This is a genomic window from Halobacillus sp. B29, assembly GCF_052246755.1.
GTDB lineage: Bacteria > Bacillota > Bacilli > Bacillales > Halobacillaceae > Halobacillus > Halobacillus halophilus.
In genome coordinates this window covers 17546-36689 of sequence record NZ_JBQQCM010000009.1, presented here as the reverse complement: position 1 = coordinate 36689, position 19144 = coordinate 17546, and the positions used below count along the sequence as shown (strand labels likewise).

General features: G+C 39.3%; 13 protein-coding genes and 1 pseudogene. 2 read left to right on the top strand and 12 right to left on the bottom strand.

Annotated features, from left to right (window positions below):
- Positions 1–1032: 1032 nt before the first annotated feature.
- The 4 genes from ACTWP7_RS12605 to ACTWP7_RS12590 all read right to left on the bottom strand — a co-directional run bounded on the left by ACTWP7_RS12605 (position 1033) and on the right by ACTWP7_RS12590 (position 4423).
- Entirely contained in the window at positions 1033–1641 is a 609-nt protein-coding gene (locus ACTWP7_RS12605; protein ID WP_443123477.1) for a class I SAM-dependent methyltransferase, read from the bottom strand.
- A 174-nt stretch (positions 1642–1815) separates the two neighbouring features.
- The gene (locus ACTWP7_RS12600) at positions 1816–2355 is read right to left on the bottom strand and encodes a hypothetical protein (RefSeq protein ID WP_443123476.1); all 540 of its coding nucleotides are present in this window, start codon (positions 2353–2355) and stop codon (positions 1816–1818) included.
- 27 nt (positions 2356–2382) lie between these two features.
- Positions 2383–3387, bottom strand: coding sequence for an SDR family NAD(P)-dependent oxidoreductase (locus tag ACTWP7_RS12595; protein ID WP_443123475.1), 1005 nt, complete (start codon positions 3385–3387; stop codon positions 2383–2385).
- A 313-nt stretch (positions 3388–3700) separates the two neighbouring features.
- A complete protein-coding gene (locus tag ACTWP7_RS12590; RefSeq protein WP_443123474.1) occupies positions 3701–4423 on the bottom strand; it encodes a sulfotransferase family 2 domain-containing protein in 723 nt (240 codons plus the stop codon).
- Between the two features lie 161 nt (positions 4424–4584).
- On the opposite strand from ACTWP7_RS12590, the gene ACTWP7_RS12585 reads away from it, so the two are divergent.
- Together ACTWP7_RS12585 and ACTWP7_RS12580 are read left to right on the top strand one after the other, a co-directional pair.
- Positions 4585–5832, top strand: coding sequence for an SLC13 family permease (locus tag ACTWP7_RS12585; protein WP_443123473.1), 1248 nt, complete (start codon positions 4585–4587; stop codon positions 5830–5832).
- Positions 5833–6086: 254 nt separating this feature from the next.
- Positions 6087–8141 carry a hypothetical protein gene (locus ACTWP7_RS12580; RefSeq protein WP_443123472.1) on the top strand — a complete coding sequence of 685 codons (2055 nt, stop codon included), beginning with the start codon at positions 6087–6089 and terminating at the stop codon, positions 8139–8141.
- A gap of 204 nt (positions 8142–8345) precedes the next feature.
- On the opposite strand, the gene ACTWP7_RS12575 is transcribed toward ACTWP7_RS12580, so the two are convergent.
- From ACTWP7_RS12575 to ACTWP7_RS12540, 8 genes and pseudogenes are all read right to left on the bottom strand, one after another.
- The gene (locus ACTWP7_RS12575) at positions 8346–9677 is read right to left on the bottom strand and encodes a glycoside hydrolase family 30 protein (protein ID WP_443123471.1); all 1332 of its coding nucleotides are present in this window, start codon (positions 9675–9677) and stop codon (positions 8346–8348) included.
- 78 nt (positions 9678–9755) lie between these two features.
- A complete protein-coding gene (locus ACTWP7_RS12570; protein ID WP_443123470.1) occupies positions 9756–12923 on the bottom strand; it encodes a cellobiose phosphorylase in 3168 nt (1055 codons plus the stop codon).
- 67 nt (positions 12924–12990) lie between these two features.
- On the bottom strand, positions 12991–13149 hold the full coding sequence (locus ACTWP7_RS12565) for a hypothetical protein (protein ID WP_443123469.1): 159 nt from the start codon (positions 13147–13149) through the stop codon (positions 12991–12993).
- 67 nt (positions 13150–13216) lie between these two features.
- Complete coding sequence (locus ACTWP7_RS12560; protein WP_224895111.1) at positions 13217–14041, bottom strand: carbohydrate ABC transporter permease; 825 nt, start codon at positions 14039–14041, stop codon at positions 13217–13219.
- The gene (locus ACTWP7_RS12555; RefSeq protein ID WP_443123468.1) at positions 14007–14993 is read right to left on the bottom strand and encodes a carbohydrate ABC transporter permease; all 987 of its coding nucleotides are present in this window, start codon (positions 14991–14993) and stop codon (positions 14007–14009) included. The genes ACTWP7_RS12560 and ACTWP7_RS12555 overlap by 35 nt, the downstream gene beginning before the upstream one ends.
- 149 nt (positions 14994–15142) lie before the next feature.
- Complete coding sequence (locus ACTWP7_RS12550) at positions 15143–16483, bottom strand: ABC transporter substrate-binding protein (RefSeq protein WP_443123467.1); 1341 nt, start codon at positions 16481–16483, stop codon at positions 15143–15145.
- A 136-nt stretch (positions 16484–16619) separates the two neighbouring features.
- Positions 16620–17627, bottom strand: a complete 1008-nt coding sequence (locus ACTWP7_RS12545) for a LacI family DNA-binding transcriptional regulator (protein ID WP_443123466.1) — start codon at positions 17625–17627, stop codon at positions 16620–16622.
- A 450-nt stretch (positions 17628–18077) separates the two neighbouring features.
- Positions 18078–19141: pseudogene (locus ACTWP7_RS12540) on the bottom strand (RNA-guided endonuclease TnpB family protein).
- Between the last annotated feature and the right edge of the window lie 3 nt (positions 19142–19144).

Here is a 19144-nt window from a genome sequence, read left to right as displayed (position 1 = left end):
ATGTTTTTCAGTTCATGATTCCGTTATCGGAGTCCATTCTTCGAGAGTCATAGCGAGTTGCCTCTTCATTATTTATATCAAGGGGCCCAGCGTATGATGGAAACACCTAAAGTGAAGTTTCCTTTTCCGCACTTGTAAATATTGCAGATGTTGATTCAACACGGCTAGGGGCATATCAATGGAGTCCAATAATTAATAGTTTTTTCCTGTAATAAATTCATCCTTTACTAAAATTGACTAAGCCTATGAATACCTCAAACACATAAGTCTGATTAATACAATATTCATAAATGAAAAGCGCGGTGAAAATAATTGTTATAAGACTGGGGAGCGTGACGTAACACATTAAAATGACTTGCCGCTTAATAACGAAAAGAGATTTTTTCATTATTAAGCTAAAGGACCGTTTACTTTAAGACTCAGTTTCGAGATATCTTGGGTCCGTTGCCAAAAATAGATAAGGGTGGCTACGGAAACAACTCGCTTTCCTGCGGGGGAACTGGCAAGCCTCCTCGTTCGTTTCACTCCCTGTGGGGTCTCGCCTAGCTCCTTCTCCCGCGGGAGTCTCCTTGTTTCCTTCGCCACCCTATGATTGAAGAGTTAACGGACCCTTCTATAGGCGAAAAGGGGAGCTTGATTTGCCTCAAATGCCTATACAACGGGGTTCATCCAACTGGATAAGCTCGTTGTTAAAAATGTCTCTCCACCATAAGCCAGAGTTTTTAAACATGATTTCGAGCTCTATATATCGCAAGGTCCGGAGGGGGACGATGTAGACTCCTGCGGGATGAACATGAACGGTGAGATCCCGCAGGGCTGTTAAGCCCGAGGAAGCTCAGCACATGCCCGCGGAAAGCGAAATCGTCCCCCGAAGGACCTTCCACTCAACAAATATCTCGAAATCAAGTCTTCCAGAAAAGGGAGCTTAACTTTGATATCAAAACAGAACTTTAAAAGAGCCTTGGAGGAATAAAAAAATACTATGGAATATGATATTCCATAGCTTAATTAGCATCAGCATACTTCATAATTTTACTTCGTTTGTTTTTTAAATATCCTAATTGTATAGTTACTTAACCCCATATCTCTACAATGGTTTTCTTTTATTTGTTTAAGCCCGATTTTTTCAAAAATTGTTTTATAGTTTCTTGGAAACAAGCGCCAATTTTCAGCTTTTTCCGCTTCAACGGTAATTAAATATCCTCCAGTGATTCTCGCAATATCACTAAATATCCATTCACTATCCGGGTGAATATGTTCCAATACAGCCATTGTAAAAACTAGATCATAATCATCAGAAGGGAGCGTTTTAATTATATTTTCCACAGGGGAGGTAATTATATTGGAGTTATCGATTAACGATGGATAAGTCTTCTTCATTTCTTGGATTGCTTGTTCACTAATCTCTATTCCCGTCAAATTGTGAAAGCCCTGTTCATAAAGATAATTTAAGTTTCTCCCCACATTACAACCTATCTCCAGGACCTTGCCCTTTTTCTTAATATACTTGTTTACATAGTCCGCTAATACTTTACTCCTCTGCACATGAGGGACGTAACTCTGGGGGGTGTTTCCACCTGATGTTCCCTCAGCCCAATAATCATGGATTTCTCTTAGCGTCTTACTCTTTTTCTTCTTCATTAATCTGCACCTTTCAGGTTAATACTAAATTAAAAAATTAAACTTCTATCATAAACTTACTTGATCAAACGAATCTGCATTAAACAGAGTCTTATCAGGTTTTAATCTATGCTATAGATTCGCTTGTATGAGTCCAGTGTGCTCGAAAATATTTATTAGATTAGCTTAATTATCCTATAGAACTTCATTACTCTCTCCAGTCCTCTTTTGTACATGTTTCCTATTCAATACAATATTACTTGATAGCGAAACCGACCTTATTTTTTTCGATTTAAACTTTTTAATAGAATGGTTTTGGGTTGAAAGACTTTCTCTATTCTTATTTTTATCAGTTTTTTCTTTGTCGTCTACAAAATTTAGTTTAATGGTCTTTTTTGAATTCAAATACTTAACAAAGGCATTAGGAGGATAACGAAGTGGTTTCGTAATATGAACAGCACTTTTATGCAGCGGGGAATTTATGGATGGGGATTTGATATATGAGCCGATGATCTTAAAGAGAACCTCTGGTAACTTCTTTTGAAGACCTACATGTTTTTCAGATTTAGTTATAAATTTTTTCTCAAACAATCTATTCAGGATTTTTTTATTGTATAAAACGAAGGCTTGTAACTGGTATAAATATGGAATAGAAAAGCCTTTATAAGACAACCTCTCAAAAGCATTAATGAAATTCAGATATAAAGACCAATAATTTCTTATAAAATTATCCATTACTACCTCCTATACAATGCTCGGGTTTTACAATAAGCCTGCTTTTTTAAGCAATTTTCTTAATTCAATAGTCTTTATTACGTCTCTGTTCATCGAACCATAAGATCCGACGCTCGCCTTTTTAGCGTTACTATACTTTTCTTTCTCGAATATTTTTCCAGGAATAATATACATATCTGGCAGTTCTAACGCTGACTTTGATTCATCATATGTCATCAGTTCTTCATACATTTTTTCTCCCGGTCTTGCTCCCATAACATTAACTTCAATTTGTTCAGGATTAATATTATGATTTTTACACGTTTCTTCTAAGACCATATTTACTAACTCTCCTAAAATAATGACAGGCATTTTTAGAACAAACACTTCTCCGCCCTGGGCTTCTTTTAAAGCTTTTATAGTTAACTCAGTTGCCTGTTCCAAAGTCATCATAAAGCGTGTCATGCTTTTGTCTGTAATGGTAATTTTCTGGTCTGAGAGTATCCCTTCCTTAAAAACCGGGATGACTGATCCTCTTGAGCCCATTACGTTGCCGAACCGAACACTTGCAAACCTGGTTGGCGTGTCAGCATGGTTAATTTGGGCAGCTGATATTAACCTTTCGCCTATGAGCTTCGTAGCACCATACGTATTGGTGGGAGAGACAGCTTTATCCGAACTAGTAAAAATTACTTTTTTCACACCTTGAGCAATTGCAGCATTTATTACATTATTAGTCCCCTGGACATTTGTCTTTACAGCTTCAAATGGGTTGGTTTCACAAGAGTCAACACGCTTCATTGCTGCTAAATGAAGCACATAATCAACTCCATGCATAGCAGTAAATAAACTATCATATTCACGAACGTCTCCAATGATACATTGTACTTTTTTATTATTATCTAGTTCGGCTTGAAGTTGTTGCTGCTTATATTCATCCCGGCTGAATACCCGGATATATTTAGGATGATCTTTCAATAAATGCTTCACAATACATTTACCTATTGTGCCAGTGCCTCCAATAACCAAAATTTTTTTGTCTTTAAAGTACACACCATTTCCTTCTTTCCTATACTGTTACTTTTTATGATATTAAAAAAGAAGATATTGGTTAAAGACTCGCGCCTACTTGTCTGCAGTATGTAAAGAATGGGTGATTTACTAAAAGTATGAATCTAACTAAAGTTTTTTTTTATTACTAAAAAAACTATCGATTCACGATATGACCGATAGTTTTTTATCCTGGCTTAATTACAACTCATATAAAACTTATATAAGCTGCCCTATGAATACTCAGTTTCGATAAGGGTAGGTGAGGTGAGCAAGGTATGTCTAAGTACAGCCGGAGGAGTTACTCCCTTACTTTCTATAAACCCTTAGCGGCTTTCCATTTTTTAAGATGTTGTAATTCTTCAGCGGAAAATCTCCCCCATTTCCTTATAAAGTCTCTTTTTGCCTTGTTGTAAAGTTTAATATCTAATTCATTGAGTCTTTTTATTTCCTTAATAAGGTCGTCTGGTATTTCATTCACATCTAAACGCTTCGATGTTACATTTACTTTTTTCACATCTTTGACATGAAACCATTCAAATTGCTTTTCAAGCATATATAAAGATTCGTTATAATAGTCGGTTATCCCGACAAAAGACATTTCATTGTTCATGTTTTTTAAGGCTTTTTTGTAATCGTTCGGATCCCCACCTGATAAATAACGTGTGGCCATATTGACTGTTCTAAAACGAATATTGCGTAAATCTTTCTTGTGGAATGGACGATTCCCCAGATCTTCTCTCCCCATGTAATCAACAAATTCTGTTAACGTGACATTCTGCATTTGTTCAAGTAGTGGTTCCCTTTCATAGCTCCTCATATAAGAGTATGTTGAAATGACACGATCGACCGGGTCCCGCAGCATCGTAAAATAGGTAGTTGGCTTATTAAATTTTTTAAAGAAGGTACCATGACGAACAATAATATCCACCTCCTGTTTATCCAGAAGGTTCCACAACGTTCTTCCTCCTGTCTTGGGCACGTGGATAAAGCAAATGAGTTTCTCCTGATCTAAATCTTCCTTATTAAAATGAATCACTTTAATCAACCTTTCTCTTGGCTTCTATATTATAAGTGAACAAAAGAAGGAACTTTGTTAGGAATACCCAATAAATGTGCGTATGTTCGTTTTGATAACCTCTCCGAATAGGAAGCATATGCTATCTAACATAGATTAAACTGAGAATTTGAGGAAAATGAATGGAAACCTTTATTTTCATATTCGCTTTCACATGTATGTTACTTGGACTGCTTAGTGGAAGGTTTCATCCATCTTTAGTTTTAAGCATCACTGCAGTCTTTTTTTTCTTCACAGGTTTGGTTTCATTTGCGGAGTTTATTAGTTCCTACTTGAATAAAACCGTCCTCACCATAATATTTTTATTTATAGTTGGAAATTGTATGGCATCGAATAATTGGTTCGTAAGATGGTGTAGTCTATGGTTAAATAACGAACAATCTCAAGAAAACGCAGCGTTAAAGTTGATGACTCAAGTCGCAATAGTATCTGGATTTGTGAACAACACACCTGTAGTGGCTATGTTCATACCTACTGTTCAAAAGATGAGGACAAAAATAAACATTGTTCCCTCGAAAGTGTTAATTCCCATTTCTTATGCATCGATTTTGGGAGGCACCACCACGTTATTAGGTACATCTACAAACCTTATCCTCCATAGTATGCTAATTGAGAAAGGATATGATGGTTTTGGTATATTCGAATTTGCCTGGATAGGTGTTCCCTTAACCATTGCAGGAATTCTTTACATCGGTTTTATTGGAATTCACTTTTTACCTTTCCATTCAAATACGCAAAAAGCCAAATTACTCGATGAAGTTAGTTTAGACTACAGAAAGAAAAAACGGATCCGCTGGCTGTTTCCAGTAATGTTTGCTGGTTTTATTGTCTTAACCTCTACTCAGACCACCTCAATATTCACCGCTGCCTTTTTATTTACCTCACTTCTTTTCGTAACTAAATCATTTACGCTCACAGAAGCAAAAAGCTATGTAGATTGGAAGGTTATTTTACTCATAGGATCTGCTATGGCTTTAGGCAAGGTGATCAAGAATATAAGTCTGGATGTTTTCATTTCCCAACTTTTAATTGAATGGTATTCATTGGGTGGATTATTTTTAACATTAATCTTATGCTATCTTATTACGAATCTCCTTACAGAATTCACTCATAACATTGCAGCCGCAGTCATGATGTTTCCAGTAGGTGTTTCACTCGCTGAAAGCGTAGGTGTTGATCCGAAGATTTTCATCATTAATGTGGCAATCGCAGCATCGTGCAGTTTTTTAACGCCAATTGGCTATCAGACAAATATGATGGTTTATGAACCTGGAAATTACAAATTAATGGATTATATAAAAGCGGGAATAGGATTAAGTATTTTATGCCCGATTATATCTGTGTTAATGACACTTCTCATCTGGGGGTAAAAAAAGACGACATTCTAAAATCACCACTCTTCTTTTCCTTACTATGTAATGAATAGATCGTCCCCTGTATATAATCGTGTACCTGTATTTTAATATCTCCACAAATGTTTACTCAAAAAAGTACCTCGCACCTTTTCCCTTCTTCATTATACTCCATCTGTTACCAGAGCCTGTAGACACATGACCATACCGCAAGAGTGATCTTCACATATACTATTTTAATTTACTATGCTTTGTGAATGGAGTGGATAAGGATGAACCCCGATATATGCAGTCTGTTTTCAAACGATAGCGTGCTCGTGTGCTATCTGACGGATGAACTAGGAGAAACTGTTGAGTCTATTACCTGCCGGGAATCAGGCAGCAGGGAAGACGTAACAGTAACACTCTCAGGAGAATCAGTCGTTTTACAACGCGTTTCCCTTATCAATCAAGGCTTTGTAGTAGTTGAAATCAGTAACGATGAAACTACTTGTATCACAGATCCGATTCCCTTTTGTTTTGTGGAGACTTTACTATTATGTGCACCTGATGGTACAGATATTGAATGTAAAGTAACAGAGTTTGACTGTCAGGCATGTGTGAACTGTCAGAATGGAGAATTTCAATCCCTTGATATCTTTTTTGACGTTTGTCTGAGTGTTCAAACAGTTGTAGATACAGTGTTTGAACTTCCCATCAGCTTTTGCGTGCCACGCAAAGAGATTGAACAACCGCCCTGCACTTTTAAAATACCGGATCAATGTTCGACGATTTTTTCAGAGGACACTACTGAAGGAAAACAAGCTCAACCCAAGGTTAACTCTGAGATACTTAACCTACCTGCTCCTCAGCCCACTCCATCCCAGCAACAGGAAGTCGCTTGTGTGTCTGCCACAAAAGTGTATGACTGGGTGGTTTCACAAAATTCTTTCCGAATCACTCGGAATCAGGCAGATATTACATTCCAATGTTTCCCTTGTGAAGTAGACCTCTTTGTTCCAGCCGATATATTCTGTACTAATGTGATAAGCGGCAGGGTGGTTTGTGCCACTATTCCAATTGAAGGCGCAGAGGTCACCCTCAGTGCGTCCCCTGATTTAGTTTTGTATGATATGAACCCTGTAACAACTGATGAAAATGGTTATTTTGATGTAAATGTAGAGATACCCGAAGATACCGAAGCTACCGACGTGACCATAATGGCAGAAGCGATCGTAAGAAGTGTGGTAGCGTCAGCTTCTACGGAGACCGTTGTCGAATGTCCAGAAGACCCGTGTGGAATTGATTTATTTGCTCCTGCAACGATTACCTGTGATGATTTCATGGATGGAAGGGTCCGCTGTAATGGACGATTAATTGAAGGAGCGTTGGTGACCTTCGATAGTAACGCTCCAGGAATCGTAACCTTTGAACCTCCTCAAATAGAAACAGATTCTCTCGGGGACTATTTCACCGGAGTCCGCATTACGAATGGTACCGCTCCTCAAACGGTCACCCTCATAGCCTCAACTACTGTTGAAGGACAAATGGTCAGTGATTCAGTTGACGTTACAGTCAATTGTCCTTTAGATGCTTGTATCTTAACCATAAACGTACCTCAGCTCATAGACTGCATGGCTGTCATTACAGGAAATATCAGCTGTAACGGGATGGGAATTGAAGGAGCAGAGATTTTTTTCAGTGATTTTCCAGAAGATGTTGTCACGTATGAGCCCAATCCTGCCATCTCAGATATCAATGGGGATTTCACAACCACCATTATGGTACCAGAAGGCACCTCACTAACAGATATCGATGTTGAGGCGACAACCACCGTTCAGGGACAGATGGTTGAAGCTAATTTCGGAACACAAATTATCTGCCTCCCAGAAGAATGTCCATGTAAATTCAGGATCAGGCCGCGCGGGTCTCGTACTAGGGCTACAGTGGAGCTTACCCAGAATGGAATGGTTACTTTTTTAGATGGAATTATTAATCTATCTGCGATTCAATGCTTTAGAATTGTTCCTGGGTGTAACCCTGACGTTGATGATTTCTCGGTTGTTTTCAGAACCGATCAAGAAGTTATCCGGTTCGTGCAAGGAAGAAGACTAGATATTGAGTGCGAAAGCAATACATTTGCACGCGTCCACGGTACCGCAACGGCAGAAGGAAATGTTCTCAACGGCTTATTTGATGTCACTATCGAGCTTTCCATAACGGCTCCAGATATAGGAGTTTGGACAGTTAGTGCCACAGATAATATGGGCAACACTTTCTTCACGAGTTTTGTCCAGCGTGTGAGTCGGTCAACATTCATTGGAGATTGTGATGATGCTCCAAATTAAAAAAAGCCTCTCAAAAGTTAATTAACTCTTGAGAGGCTTTTTAGATTACGGTGGACGTTTGGGCTAATGCATTTTTTAAACATTGAGTTTCACTAACTAGAAGGATCACAGCGAGAGAACCACCTAAGCCTTCACCCATAGCAATGTCTAACCCTACCCCAACACGAGTGAGGTCAACTAAATATACTGCAACCTTATTTCAGTTTATATCACTAACGTGGAAATGGAATGGGACGGAAACTCTACATGACAGGCTTGATCTTCTAACACCAGGTTTGTTTCTGCAGATTCATCCATTTCGTTCATGACCACCACAACTATGGAATCATCTTCATTTTGAAAAGCAACCACCTGTAACGCAGGATGCTCGATTTCATGCTTAATTCTTACGGCATTTGGCTTAATATACTTACTAAAGTGGCCAATATAGTAATACGAGCTATTATAGTGCACTTGTCCCTTCTTTGTATCTACAATAATGGGAGCGTCGCAATAATTCCCAACATGATTAGGACCACCTTGCTCATCCAGGACCAGATTCCAGTCGATCCACCCTTCCAGCCAATTATTTAAATCCCCTATAATGTTACGTCCGTATCGCTCGCCTGTGTGCCAAGCTCCTAACTGAACGCCGCCTTCTATACATCCTTCAGTAAACATAATGTGTTTATCTGGAAAATCATTATGAATTTTAGTTAGGTTTTCAAATTCCTCACTAACATACCAATGGATTCCTGTACCCCAGATATATTTAGCTGCTTCAGGGTCAGACAAAACCGTCCTCGCTCGCTCATAGGCAATATCGCGATTGTGGTCCCAAATTACGATTTTTTTATGATCCAGCCCCTCTTTTTCCAGAGTGGGCCCTAAGTAATCCCGTACAAAATCACGCTCTTCTTCTGCTGTGTAACGGCAAGAATCCCATATTTGAGTGGCATCTGGTTCATTTTGAACCGTAACTCCCCAAATGGGAATCCCTGCTTCCTCCATTGCCTTTATATACTTGCTATAATAAAGGGCCCAAGCGCTTTGATACTCTGGTAAAAGCTTTCCACCATTATTCATTTCATTATTTGTCTTCATCCACGCAGGAGGACTCCAAGGAGAGGAAAGAATGGTCAACTCCTCTTTCCTTGTTTTTACGGCATCCTTAATAAATGGAATAACATATTGGTGTTCTCTTTCAATGGAAAAAGTGCGTAATTCCTCATCATCTTCTTCTACATACGTGTAATTTCCCAGGGAAAAGTCGCAGCTATGAATGTGTGTTCTTCCAAGGGAATAAGCTAACCCATGCACAGGATGAAAGTAACTCTCGATGATTTCCATGCGTTTCTCTTTGGAGATTTGGGACAAGGTATAAGCTGCCGCTTCGGTAAAAGCACCACCAAACCCCATTACTGTCTGGTAGCGTTCCCCCGGTGTGATCTTTAAAGATGGTCCTTCCGTTGTACCTTTTTCTTTAAATGGGAGCATTCCCTTTTCTGCTAAACGGTCATTTGTACCTTTTATCGTTTGGATCAATTTTGCATCCATGTTGGACCTCCTGTATTTCAGATAAATGAGCTGTTCTGTTTACGCAAGAAATAAAATGAAATCGTACATCATTTCCACTTACGTTAATATAGCTTCTATTTTCCCAAAGTCTCTATTTCGAACTTTCTCAGCAAGCAACCCTTGAATCTTCTCTCCATCCACTGTGGTGGTTCCTTCTTCATTGTGAAGAAGATAACGTGTCACTTTGGCTCCTTTATCACCAAACGTAGCTTTCCGATTTTCATTATGATAAGTAACCTCAATCTCACCCAGGAATGTAAAACTTAATTGGTTCTGTTCATCAAACAGCCATTCTGGAAGGAGCGGTTGAAGCGTTAGGGTTAATTCACCACCTTCAATAGAAAACATACCTTTACCAGCCATCATGGTTTGCCACATGGACAAAAACTCAGCCGTTGTGCCACTTAATCGTGCTACAAACCCTCTGCCGTGCATACTTTCATCAGGATTCACGCTGCTTGCGATAAAGGAAGAATTCTCTAAGGTACTTCTTCCATATACGGATGGATCCATAAATGGTGGTAATGCGTTCTTCAAATCCTCAAAGAAGTCTTCATATATACCAGCACTTAAGAGACTTAATAAATATTTAAATTCCATGTGCATGAATACTGACTCCCGCTCTAACCATCCTGGGGTAAAGGCTCGTGCACGGCCAAGTTCATAGCTCATGTCCTCTAATGACGTAGATGTCTTATACATGCCGAGCTGTTTGTCATATATATCAGATTGACGTACTTGCTGGTGCAGTTCCCTTGCTTCTTGAGCATTCATTCCTTTTAATGCTCGTGCTGGTCCTTCCAAGAAGTGAGGAAGTACATGAACCTGGAAACGTTGAACATCCACAAGCGAATAGCCTTTTTGATTCTTCTTAACTTGACCTTCCGCGTCCCTTTGAACCTCAAATTGATCCGCTTCATAATAAAAGTAAGTAGGAACCAGACCGTCGCCAAGCTCTTTCGCCTTTTCTATTCCAGTATCTACTTTCTCCATAAATAAATGAAGGAGTTCCTGAACCTCAGAAGCTGATATTGATTCTTCTTTTCCGTCCAGATTATACCTAATCGCTTCTCGATAAGATTCTCTAGCTGATGATACCGTATCCCAGTATTCAAAGGAGGAAAGATCCTGCTGTAACGCTTCTTTAATCTCTTGTACCATAGTAAAGACTTCAACGGGTAAAACCGTATTCTTTTTATACTCACAATCTACCAAGAATTGAAGTAACCGCTTCAACTCTACTGTTTCACTCATCCCTGAACCAAAAATGCCTGGAAGTCCATTCATGGAATCATTCCATCCAGGTTTATTCGCCTCCATTTCAACTCCCATACCATAAGGGTCTAGTGTCGCGAATTTCATTAGGGCCAACGAAAACAGTTTCGAGAACAAGGTACTTTGATATATTTGTCCGTCCTTTGTCTTCAACCAGTTTCCATCCGTTGTTTCATGGCTTTCAGTGAGAGCCCCATACTGACGAACCTTATCGCCTGCTAATACATATTTTTTTGAACGCGGATTGATGAAAGCTGGACTTTGAAAATAACGATATGAACGATCATGAAACAATAAATGTTGTTTTTGATCTGGATATACTTTTAGGTAATTAATGATCAAATCTAAGTTATACGTCCAATGATCTACCCAGTACCCTTCCCCGAACTCTGCGTCGATTTCCTGTGTACTATGAGAAAGTACTGTTCTTAAAAACGCTTCCGGCGAGACTTCCAAACTTATCTTTCGGTCCACAACCGATTGCATAATCGCTCCTGGTGTAAACGACATCTCCAACAGGTTTCTCATATATTCATAATCTTCCTGACGGGTAAACAGCCTTTGTAACCATGACCAGTCTCCCTGTTCGGTCACCTCAAAGCGTGCTCCCTTTACCACGAGTGGGTTATAACCATCTGCCTGGATCAAACTCATAAATAGCTTTATATTGTAATCTCCCACTTCCGGCTTGAAGAAGACGTCGTTCCGGCGGTTTTGATTCACATCCCGAAAGTTTCCATTCCCTTGTGAGAAAAACTCCGGTGCCACAGAAAAGAAATTATAATCTCGTTCCAGATCCCCATGTTTACGAGAATAGACATAATAGAGAAACGGTTCTTTATTATTCTCCAGTAAAACTGGATACCCTCCACGTAGTACGTTATCTAAATAGCTCTGCTTCGTGTATGCATCAAACCTGTCACTTCCGGTATTAGAATGAACATCGCTTGTTAGATCATTTACAAGCCGTTGTGCTTCCTTATACTTCCTATCAAAATAAGCAGCTGAACTAATTTCAGATTGCTTCTCTTCCAAAATAGTAAGGTCATTCACGTGACCAATCATCGTACGTAAATTCGTGGATTCATTCGGGGATAGAACACTTGAAAAAGCTGAAAAACCACACGGCACCTTGTTTGCCGTGATTTGTTTTGTTTGTAAAAGGTCCTGTACCGAATTGCTTTCAAACCTCTCCGGAAAGCGTAACGATGTATTTTCACCAAAAAGAATGGATGCATCTACTATAGGCTTTAACAGCGAGCCATCTTCTACAAAGCTTGCATAAAAATGACCCTTTGTAACTTCCTCCACTTCAGCTGTATCTTGTGTAGAAGAGCGAACGCGATAATAGGGAATGTGATTCTCTACATTAAACACATCCATCCAGCTTTTCAGTGTGTTCCCTACTGCTTTATAAGCTGCATCTTCTATTCCAAAAGGAATGATGGCAGGTAAGCCATCTACAATCTCAAGACTTATTTCCTCATCCGAAATATTTTCTACCTCCACTTTACGCATTAATGCCGCGAAGTTTTCCTGTGGTAATGTAAAATAGGTCACGTTCGTTTGAATTCCATAGTCTTCGTTTCGTTCCGTTATAACGAGTTCATTTTCTTTTATATACATGTTCCTGGTTACGGTTTGTTTCGAATCTGTACTAAACGGTTCGAATAGGAAGCTTTCCTGGTTACGCTGAACCTTGATGAACGTGCGGAAGCCATTGGTTGAAACACGCTCATAAGCCTGGTTGGCGGGAAAAAACTCAGTGATCGCATTATCTTTATCTTGTATCCCGAAGCTCGCCATCCCTTGTCCTCTGTTCACATAAAACGCCCACATCGGAACCCCATACAATCCAGCTATACCCGGCAAAAAACTCGAAAACGTCTTAGCCCGATCAAACTCTTCAATAACAAAATACTTTTCCTCATTAAATGCATAATTTACCATAGTTGAACCCCTCTCTATTCTTGAATGGCTTTATAATAATATGGTCAATACTAAAAACCTGCGAGCCTCATGCCCTCTGCCACTTCTCCAACACAATGAACCCGCCCTTCAAAAGATAGCTTGATTTCGCGTATTCCGAATAGTTCACATATGCTACCAGCTCACTATCTTTTGTAAATGTAGCAAAAGCCTTTTTCTTATGTAGAAATAAGGTGAAGGTAATCATCCTTCACCCCCTCTTTCTTTTTATCAAAATTTATACGAAAGCGGTTTCGATAACATTGTAACATATCTTATCCTTTAACTGACCCTGCGGATATACTACTAATGATATATTTAGAGAAGAATAGAAATGCAATCATGATTGGGACAACAGAAATAGCGATCCCTAGATACATAGAGCCTAGATTCTGGGCTACTTGAGAACCTTTCAAGAATCCCATTAATACAGGCAGGGTGTATTTTTCTGGTGAGAAAATAACAACCAAAGGCAAGATATAGTTGTTCCATGAGCCGATAAAAGTAAAAATGGACATCGTAGCTACCGCTGGCATCATAATCGGTAGGGCAATCGTATGGAAAATTTTAAGTTCACTTGCTCCATCCATACGAGCTGCCTCCAATAGGGAAGGATGCAGAGTCGAAGCAAGATATTGTCTTAAGAAAAACACCACAAACGGACTAGCAATAGCCGGGACAATAAGTGGAATGAAGGTGTCTAGAAAACCTAGTGCCTTATTCAACTCGTAAAATCCAATTAGCCCTAGTTGTCCTGGGACCATCATCATAAGCAGCATAAAGATAAACAATTTATTTTTTCCTTTGAAATTATAAACAGCAAATCCAAATGCCGTTAATGCAGAAAAATAGCCACTTAATACTGTTACGGTCACAGAAACGATTAAACTATTTTTAAAACCAGCCCAAATGTTGACGTAATCCATCATAGTTTTGTAGTTTTCGATTAATGCATTTCCTGGAAGGAAAGAAAATCCCATAATGATATCCTTAGTTTCTCGAGTGGCATTAACGATCATCATGTAAAATGGAATAAAGCTAATAACCGCTAATAGAATCAAGAGACTATATATAAGTGTTTTGTTTAGATACCTTCTCATATACATGCACATTCCCTCTCTTCTTCGCCTTTTTTGCTTTGCGTTTTTTGGATTTACTGGTAGCCTTAGCACCTTTTACTTCACGGTACATCGATTTAAAGGTTATCGCTGAGAACACCACTGTGATCAAGAACAACATATACGCAATGGTTGCTGCATATCCATAGTTGTTATAACGGAACGCTTGATTGTATAGATAAAGAACCATTGTATTTAAGGCCCCTTCAGGGTTACCGAGTCCGTCTGTTAACAGCATCGGTAAATCAAACAATTGCAATCCACCGATAAGAGAAGTGATCATAACATACAACATAATAGGTTTTAATAATGGTAACGTGATATAAAGGAAAGTTTGCATTCTGTTAGCACCATCGATTAAAGCAGCTTCGTAATACTCTTTTGAAATCCCCGAAACCCCTGCCATTAATACGATAAAGGTGTAACCAAACCACATCCACGTTAAGATAAGGGAAACAGATACCTGAGCTGTAAATGGCTGATTCAACCAGTTAATTGGCTCTGAAATCAACCCAATATTCATTAGAAATTGGTTAACCGATCCATAATGCCAATCAAGCATGATATTAAATAGAATAGCAACGGAACTTATGGTAATTAAGTTCGGCAAATAGAAGATGGCTCGGAAAAATCCAAGACCTTTAATTCTAAAGCGAAGATCAGAGAATAAAGCTGCCAGAAATAAGGCAATTCCTAATTGTAGAGCAAAGTTGAACCCCCAGATCTTCCATGTGTTCATAAAAGCTTCTAAAAATTGTGTGTCCGTAAAGATACGAGCGTAGTTCGCTAAGCCGATAAATTTAGGGGAACCATAGCCTTCATAATGGGTAAACGTATAGTAAAAAGTTAATAAAACAGGGTATATGTTAAATATGAGGAAAATGATAAAGAATGGAGCGATAAAATAGTATCCTTTATGATCTAATTTCTTCAACGTGTACACCTTCTTCCTTTATACTTACAAGGGTGTCTCCATACAATTGGGGATACCAATGTTCTTTCATGTTATGTCATCCATGAAACACTCACGTAATGGATAAAAGGGAGAGGGTAGAATATTTCTATCCTCTCCTCCTTTTGTGTTTATTTTGGCGTTTTAATCATTGGATAAGCATTTTCAACTGCTTTGTAAAACTCTTCAATCGCTTCTTCTTTGGTGAGTTTTCCATCTACATATTCAAGAACCTTTGAACCTAGTAATGTATCTATTTGCTGGTCGTACTCGGTTACGATGCCAGATTCAATTTTATTAGCTTCCTCCAGGAAGAACTCGTAATTGTTTTGTCCATCTAAGAATGGTTCGCTAAAATCATCTTTAATTTTGTTTGTAACTGGAAGATAAGATAGTACATCGCCGGTATCTTTCGCCCAATCTGTCAAAAACTCTTCGTCATGCGTCATCATTTTCACAAATTCCCAAGCCATTTCCTTGTTTTTAGAACCACTATAAATTCCTAACCAAGTTCCACCCCAGAAATATGGTGATGGACCCGATGTAACCGCCCAATCTCCAGCTGTATCTTCCGCATTTAACTTAAGTACACTGTGCAATCCCCACGTTGGCAGGGCATAAGAGAATACTTCCGTCTTATCCTTTGAATCTTCTTTCACCTCATCCCAGCCACCGTTATAGGCAATGGGACCATTCATAGAAGCAACCCAGGATGGAGACCATTCTGGAGCAAACGCTGTGTAATCTTTTTCACGAAGTTTCTTCGCATGATCAAAATAGTTCAGCTTTGCTTCCGTCATAATTAACTCATTATTTTCATTAACCCATGGCTGTGGGTCTTCACTTTTAGAGAACCAGCGAATAGCGCCTTCATCCGGGAACAGGCGATAGCCCTCTTCTTTTAACTTGTCTCCTACTTTAAACATACCGTCCCATGAAGACATCATCTCTCCGATTTCTTTCGGATCATCTGTACCTAATACTTCGTTCGCAATACTACGACGGTAGAAAATTCCGCCAGGCGTTGTTTGCCATGATAGGGCTTTAACATTTCCTTCTGAGTCTTTGCCTAAATCAAAGACGTATGGTACGTAATCTTCGCTCCACTTATCTACGCTATAGGGTTCAGCTGATAGATTTTCCCAATAATCGCGTTCCGTCCACTCTTTTAAGAAAGCAATTTCACCAGTAAATACGTCAGGTGCTCCAACACCACTTTCCAAAACTGGCTTCAACTTTGTTGGATAATCAGCGATTGGTATAATAGTTAACTCTACCTTCATACCATGTCTTTCTTCAAAGGTCTTAATAGGCTCCTTCAGTTCATCTGTAAAGGACCAGACCTTCAGGACGTCATCTCCTTTTTTACCTGAGTCTTTTCCTTCATTTGAGGATGCCGTATTGGAAGAACATCCAGCAACAAATCCTACTAGTAAAACAAGGATAAGCATCATACTTAAAAACTTTTTCATTTCCCCTACCTCCTATTAGTTTGACGATGTTATAGTTAGAAAGACACTTCAGTCTTTTTCTACCAAATTCACTAAACCGGTTTCGATTTTGAATAAAAAATATATGAGTTCGATGATATTACGTTAGTTTGTGTGATTAAATACTTCTGCATGAACCTCTAATCATAAGTTCAACTGGAACAACAATACTCTTCACATCTTTTTGCTTTGCATGGATTTGATAGAGTAAGAGCTCCCCAGACTTTACACCGATTAATTCAGTTTGCTGTCTAAGGGTCGTTAAGGATGGGTAAAGCACTTGAGAGATATCGATATCATCAAAACCAATCACCGAATAATCCCCAGGCACCTCAAACCCCGCCTCCCGAATTGCCTGAATAGCCCCAATTGCCAAATTATCTCCTGCTGCATAGATAGCTGTGGGTGGGTCCGTTATGTTTAATAGGTTCCCCATAGCTTCTTGTCCACTGTCTCTTGATAAGAAACTTCCAACCATAATGTACTCTTCTGGGACCGATAAGTGGAGGGATTTCATAGCCTCCATATATCCTTTAAGCCTTTGTTTCCCAGCGAAAGTGGATAGTTGGCCTGAAATATGAGCAATTTTACGATGACCTAATGAGTGCAAATACTGTACGGCTTCTATACTTCCTCGAATGTTATCTGAATAGACGACACTGGAAGTCGCACCTGGCAGGTCAATGACAACGGATGGTAGTGAACTGTTCATTAACTCTCTTACTTGCTCATCTTCATATGCCGAGCAAACAATGATAACCCCATCGACCCCGCGGTACTTGAAGTAATCGAGATAAGTTGTTTGCTTATTTCTTATACTCCTTGAAGCAAAAAGCAGATCGTACCCTTCGGCATCTACATACTGCCGAAAGCTTTCGATGACGGCTTTAAAGAATGGATGATTCATTCCTACCCCTTGTGATTCATCGAATACTACACCAATAATCCAGGATTTCTTCGTTGTTAATGATCGGGCATGTAAGTTTGGTAGATATCCTAATTCCTCTACAGCCTCTAATATGGTTTTCTTCGTTTTCAAACTTACACTCTTATAATTGTTTAGTACCTTTGATACTGTAGCTGCCGAATATCCTGTTTCCTTTGCAATCTGGTAAATGGTTACCATATTTGAACACCTCTTGCATAGTAAGCACGCAATCTGAACAGATAGACAAATAATTGAAAACCCTTACATTCATTCGCTAAAAAACGAGTTCATTTGCCTTCACTCCAAAATGAAAACCAATGGTCTCTTATGCCTCATCCCCCTCTTCTTTAGTGGTAAAGCGTTTACATTATTATTGTAATGCAGTATTCTCATTTACATAATGCACCAAATTTCATATATGGTGACAGATTTTCAGGTTTGACTTTTTTAGTCTTAAATTGTTTTTTAATAATGGAATCTAGATACGTTATATCTACCACAGCCCCCGTCTTCCACAGCCTAAAAAAACATTGCGTTATCAAGAAAACAGGAATAGTGATTTCTATTGAACTACCCCCACTTACTCGCTGACACTCCTTGAAGTTGGGGGATTCCTAAGAGCACGAACCTAACGGTTCGTTCAAATGATTAGGCTAACCCCGTCGCACCGACGGTTGTAAGGATTCTTTGAATCTCCTTCAATATATTGAAGCTCGCATTTAGGTCGCGGTCGTGGTGGCAGCCGCAATTTGGGCAATCCCACGTTCGAACAGCGAGATTCTTCACCTCACGGTTCTGGTATCCGCACTTGGAACACAGCTGTGAACTCGCAAAAACTTTCGACACGGTTACCAACTGCTTCCCGTACCACTTTGCTTTGTATTCGAGCATAGACGTGAACATCGACCAGCTCACATCACTAATCGATTTGGATCGTTTTCGGTAGAAATCTTATGCAGATAATCTTTGCGGGAGTTCGCTATCTTCTCGTGAAGTCTAGCTACTTTAATACGTTGCTTATGCCAATTCGAAGATCCCTTTTCCCTTCGGGAAAGGATACGTTGAGCTTTTGCTAGTTTCTTTTCGGTCTTACGTAGGTATCGTGGGTTTTGATAGGTGGTGCCATTCGAGAGAGCAGCGAAGTCTTTCAATCCGAGATCAATGCCAACATAAGTGTTGGATTTAGGAAGTTCCTGAATATCTGTTTTAACAAGAATGGATACAGAATATTTTCCGGTCGGATTGCGGCGAACCGTCGCACTCAAGATGCGACCTTTCACTTCACGGCTCTTGGCAAATCTCACAAGCCCCAGCTTAGGCAGCTTGATTTTGCGATCCTGGATGGCAATATTTCCGTTTGTGCATTTTGTGGTGTAGGACTGGACTCTGTTCTTCTTTGATTTGAACCGTGGAGCTTGGTTTTGCTTTTTGAAAAACCGTTCATAAGCGTCAGAAAGATGTTTGACCGACGTTTGGATGGCCGTGCTATCCACTTCCTTTAACCAAAGGAATTCTCTTTTAAGCTTGGGTAGTTGTTTGGAACAAGTAGCGTAACTCAAACCTTTTCCGGTTTCCTTGTAGGTACTGCTCCATTCGGAGAGGAAATGATTGAAGACAAAACGAGCGCAACCGATTGTCTTAGCGATGAGCGATTCTTGGGTTTTATTTGGATAGATACGAAAATTATACGCTTTATGCTTCAACCTTTCCACCTC

What these genes read in the sequence shown, in the direction of transcription:
- ACTWP7_RS12575 (WP_443123471.1), bottom strand. Translation starts at nt 9,677, where the DNA reads ATGGATGCAAAATTGATCCAAACGATAAAAGGTACAAATGACCGTTTA.
- ACTWP7_RS12600 (WP_443123476.1), bottom strand. Translation starts at nt 2,355, where the DNA reads ATGGATAATTTTATAAGAAATTATTGGTCTTTATATCTGAATTTCATT.
- ACTWP7_RS12605 (WP_443123477.1), bottom strand. Translation starts at nt 1,641, where the DNA reads ATGAAGAAGAAAAAGAGTAAGACGCTAAGAGAAATCCATGATTATTGG.
- ACTWP7_RS12580 (WP_443123472.1), top strand. Translation starts at nt 6,087, where the DNA reads ATGAACCCCGATATATGCAGTCTGTTTTCAAACGATAGCGTGCTCGTG.
- ACTWP7_RS12545 (WP_443123466.1), bottom strand. Translation starts at nt 17,627, where the DNA reads ATGGTAACCATTTACCAGATTGCAAAGGAAACAGGATATTCGGCAGCT.
- ACTWP7_RS12570 (WP_443123470.1), bottom strand. Translation starts at nt 12,923, where the DNA reads ATGGTAAATTATGCATTTAATGAGGAAAAGTATTTTGTTATTGAAGAG.
- ACTWP7_RS12560 (WP_224895111.1), bottom strand. Translation starts at nt 14,041, where the DNA reads ATGAGAAGGTATCTAAACAAAACACTTATATATAGTCTCTTGATTCTA.
- ACTWP7_RS12565 (WP_443123469.1), bottom strand. Translation starts at nt 13,149, where the DNA reads ATGATTACCTTCACCTTATTTCTACATAAGAAAAAGGCTTTTGCTACA.
- ACTWP7_RS12585 (WP_443123473.1), top strand. Translation starts at nt 4,585, where the DNA reads ATGGAAACCTTTATTTTCATATTCGCTTTCACATGTATGTTACTTGGA.
- ACTWP7_RS12550 (WP_443123467.1), bottom strand. Translation starts at nt 16,483, where the DNA reads ATGAAAAAGTTTTTAAGTATGATGCTTATCCTTGTTTTACTAGTAGGA.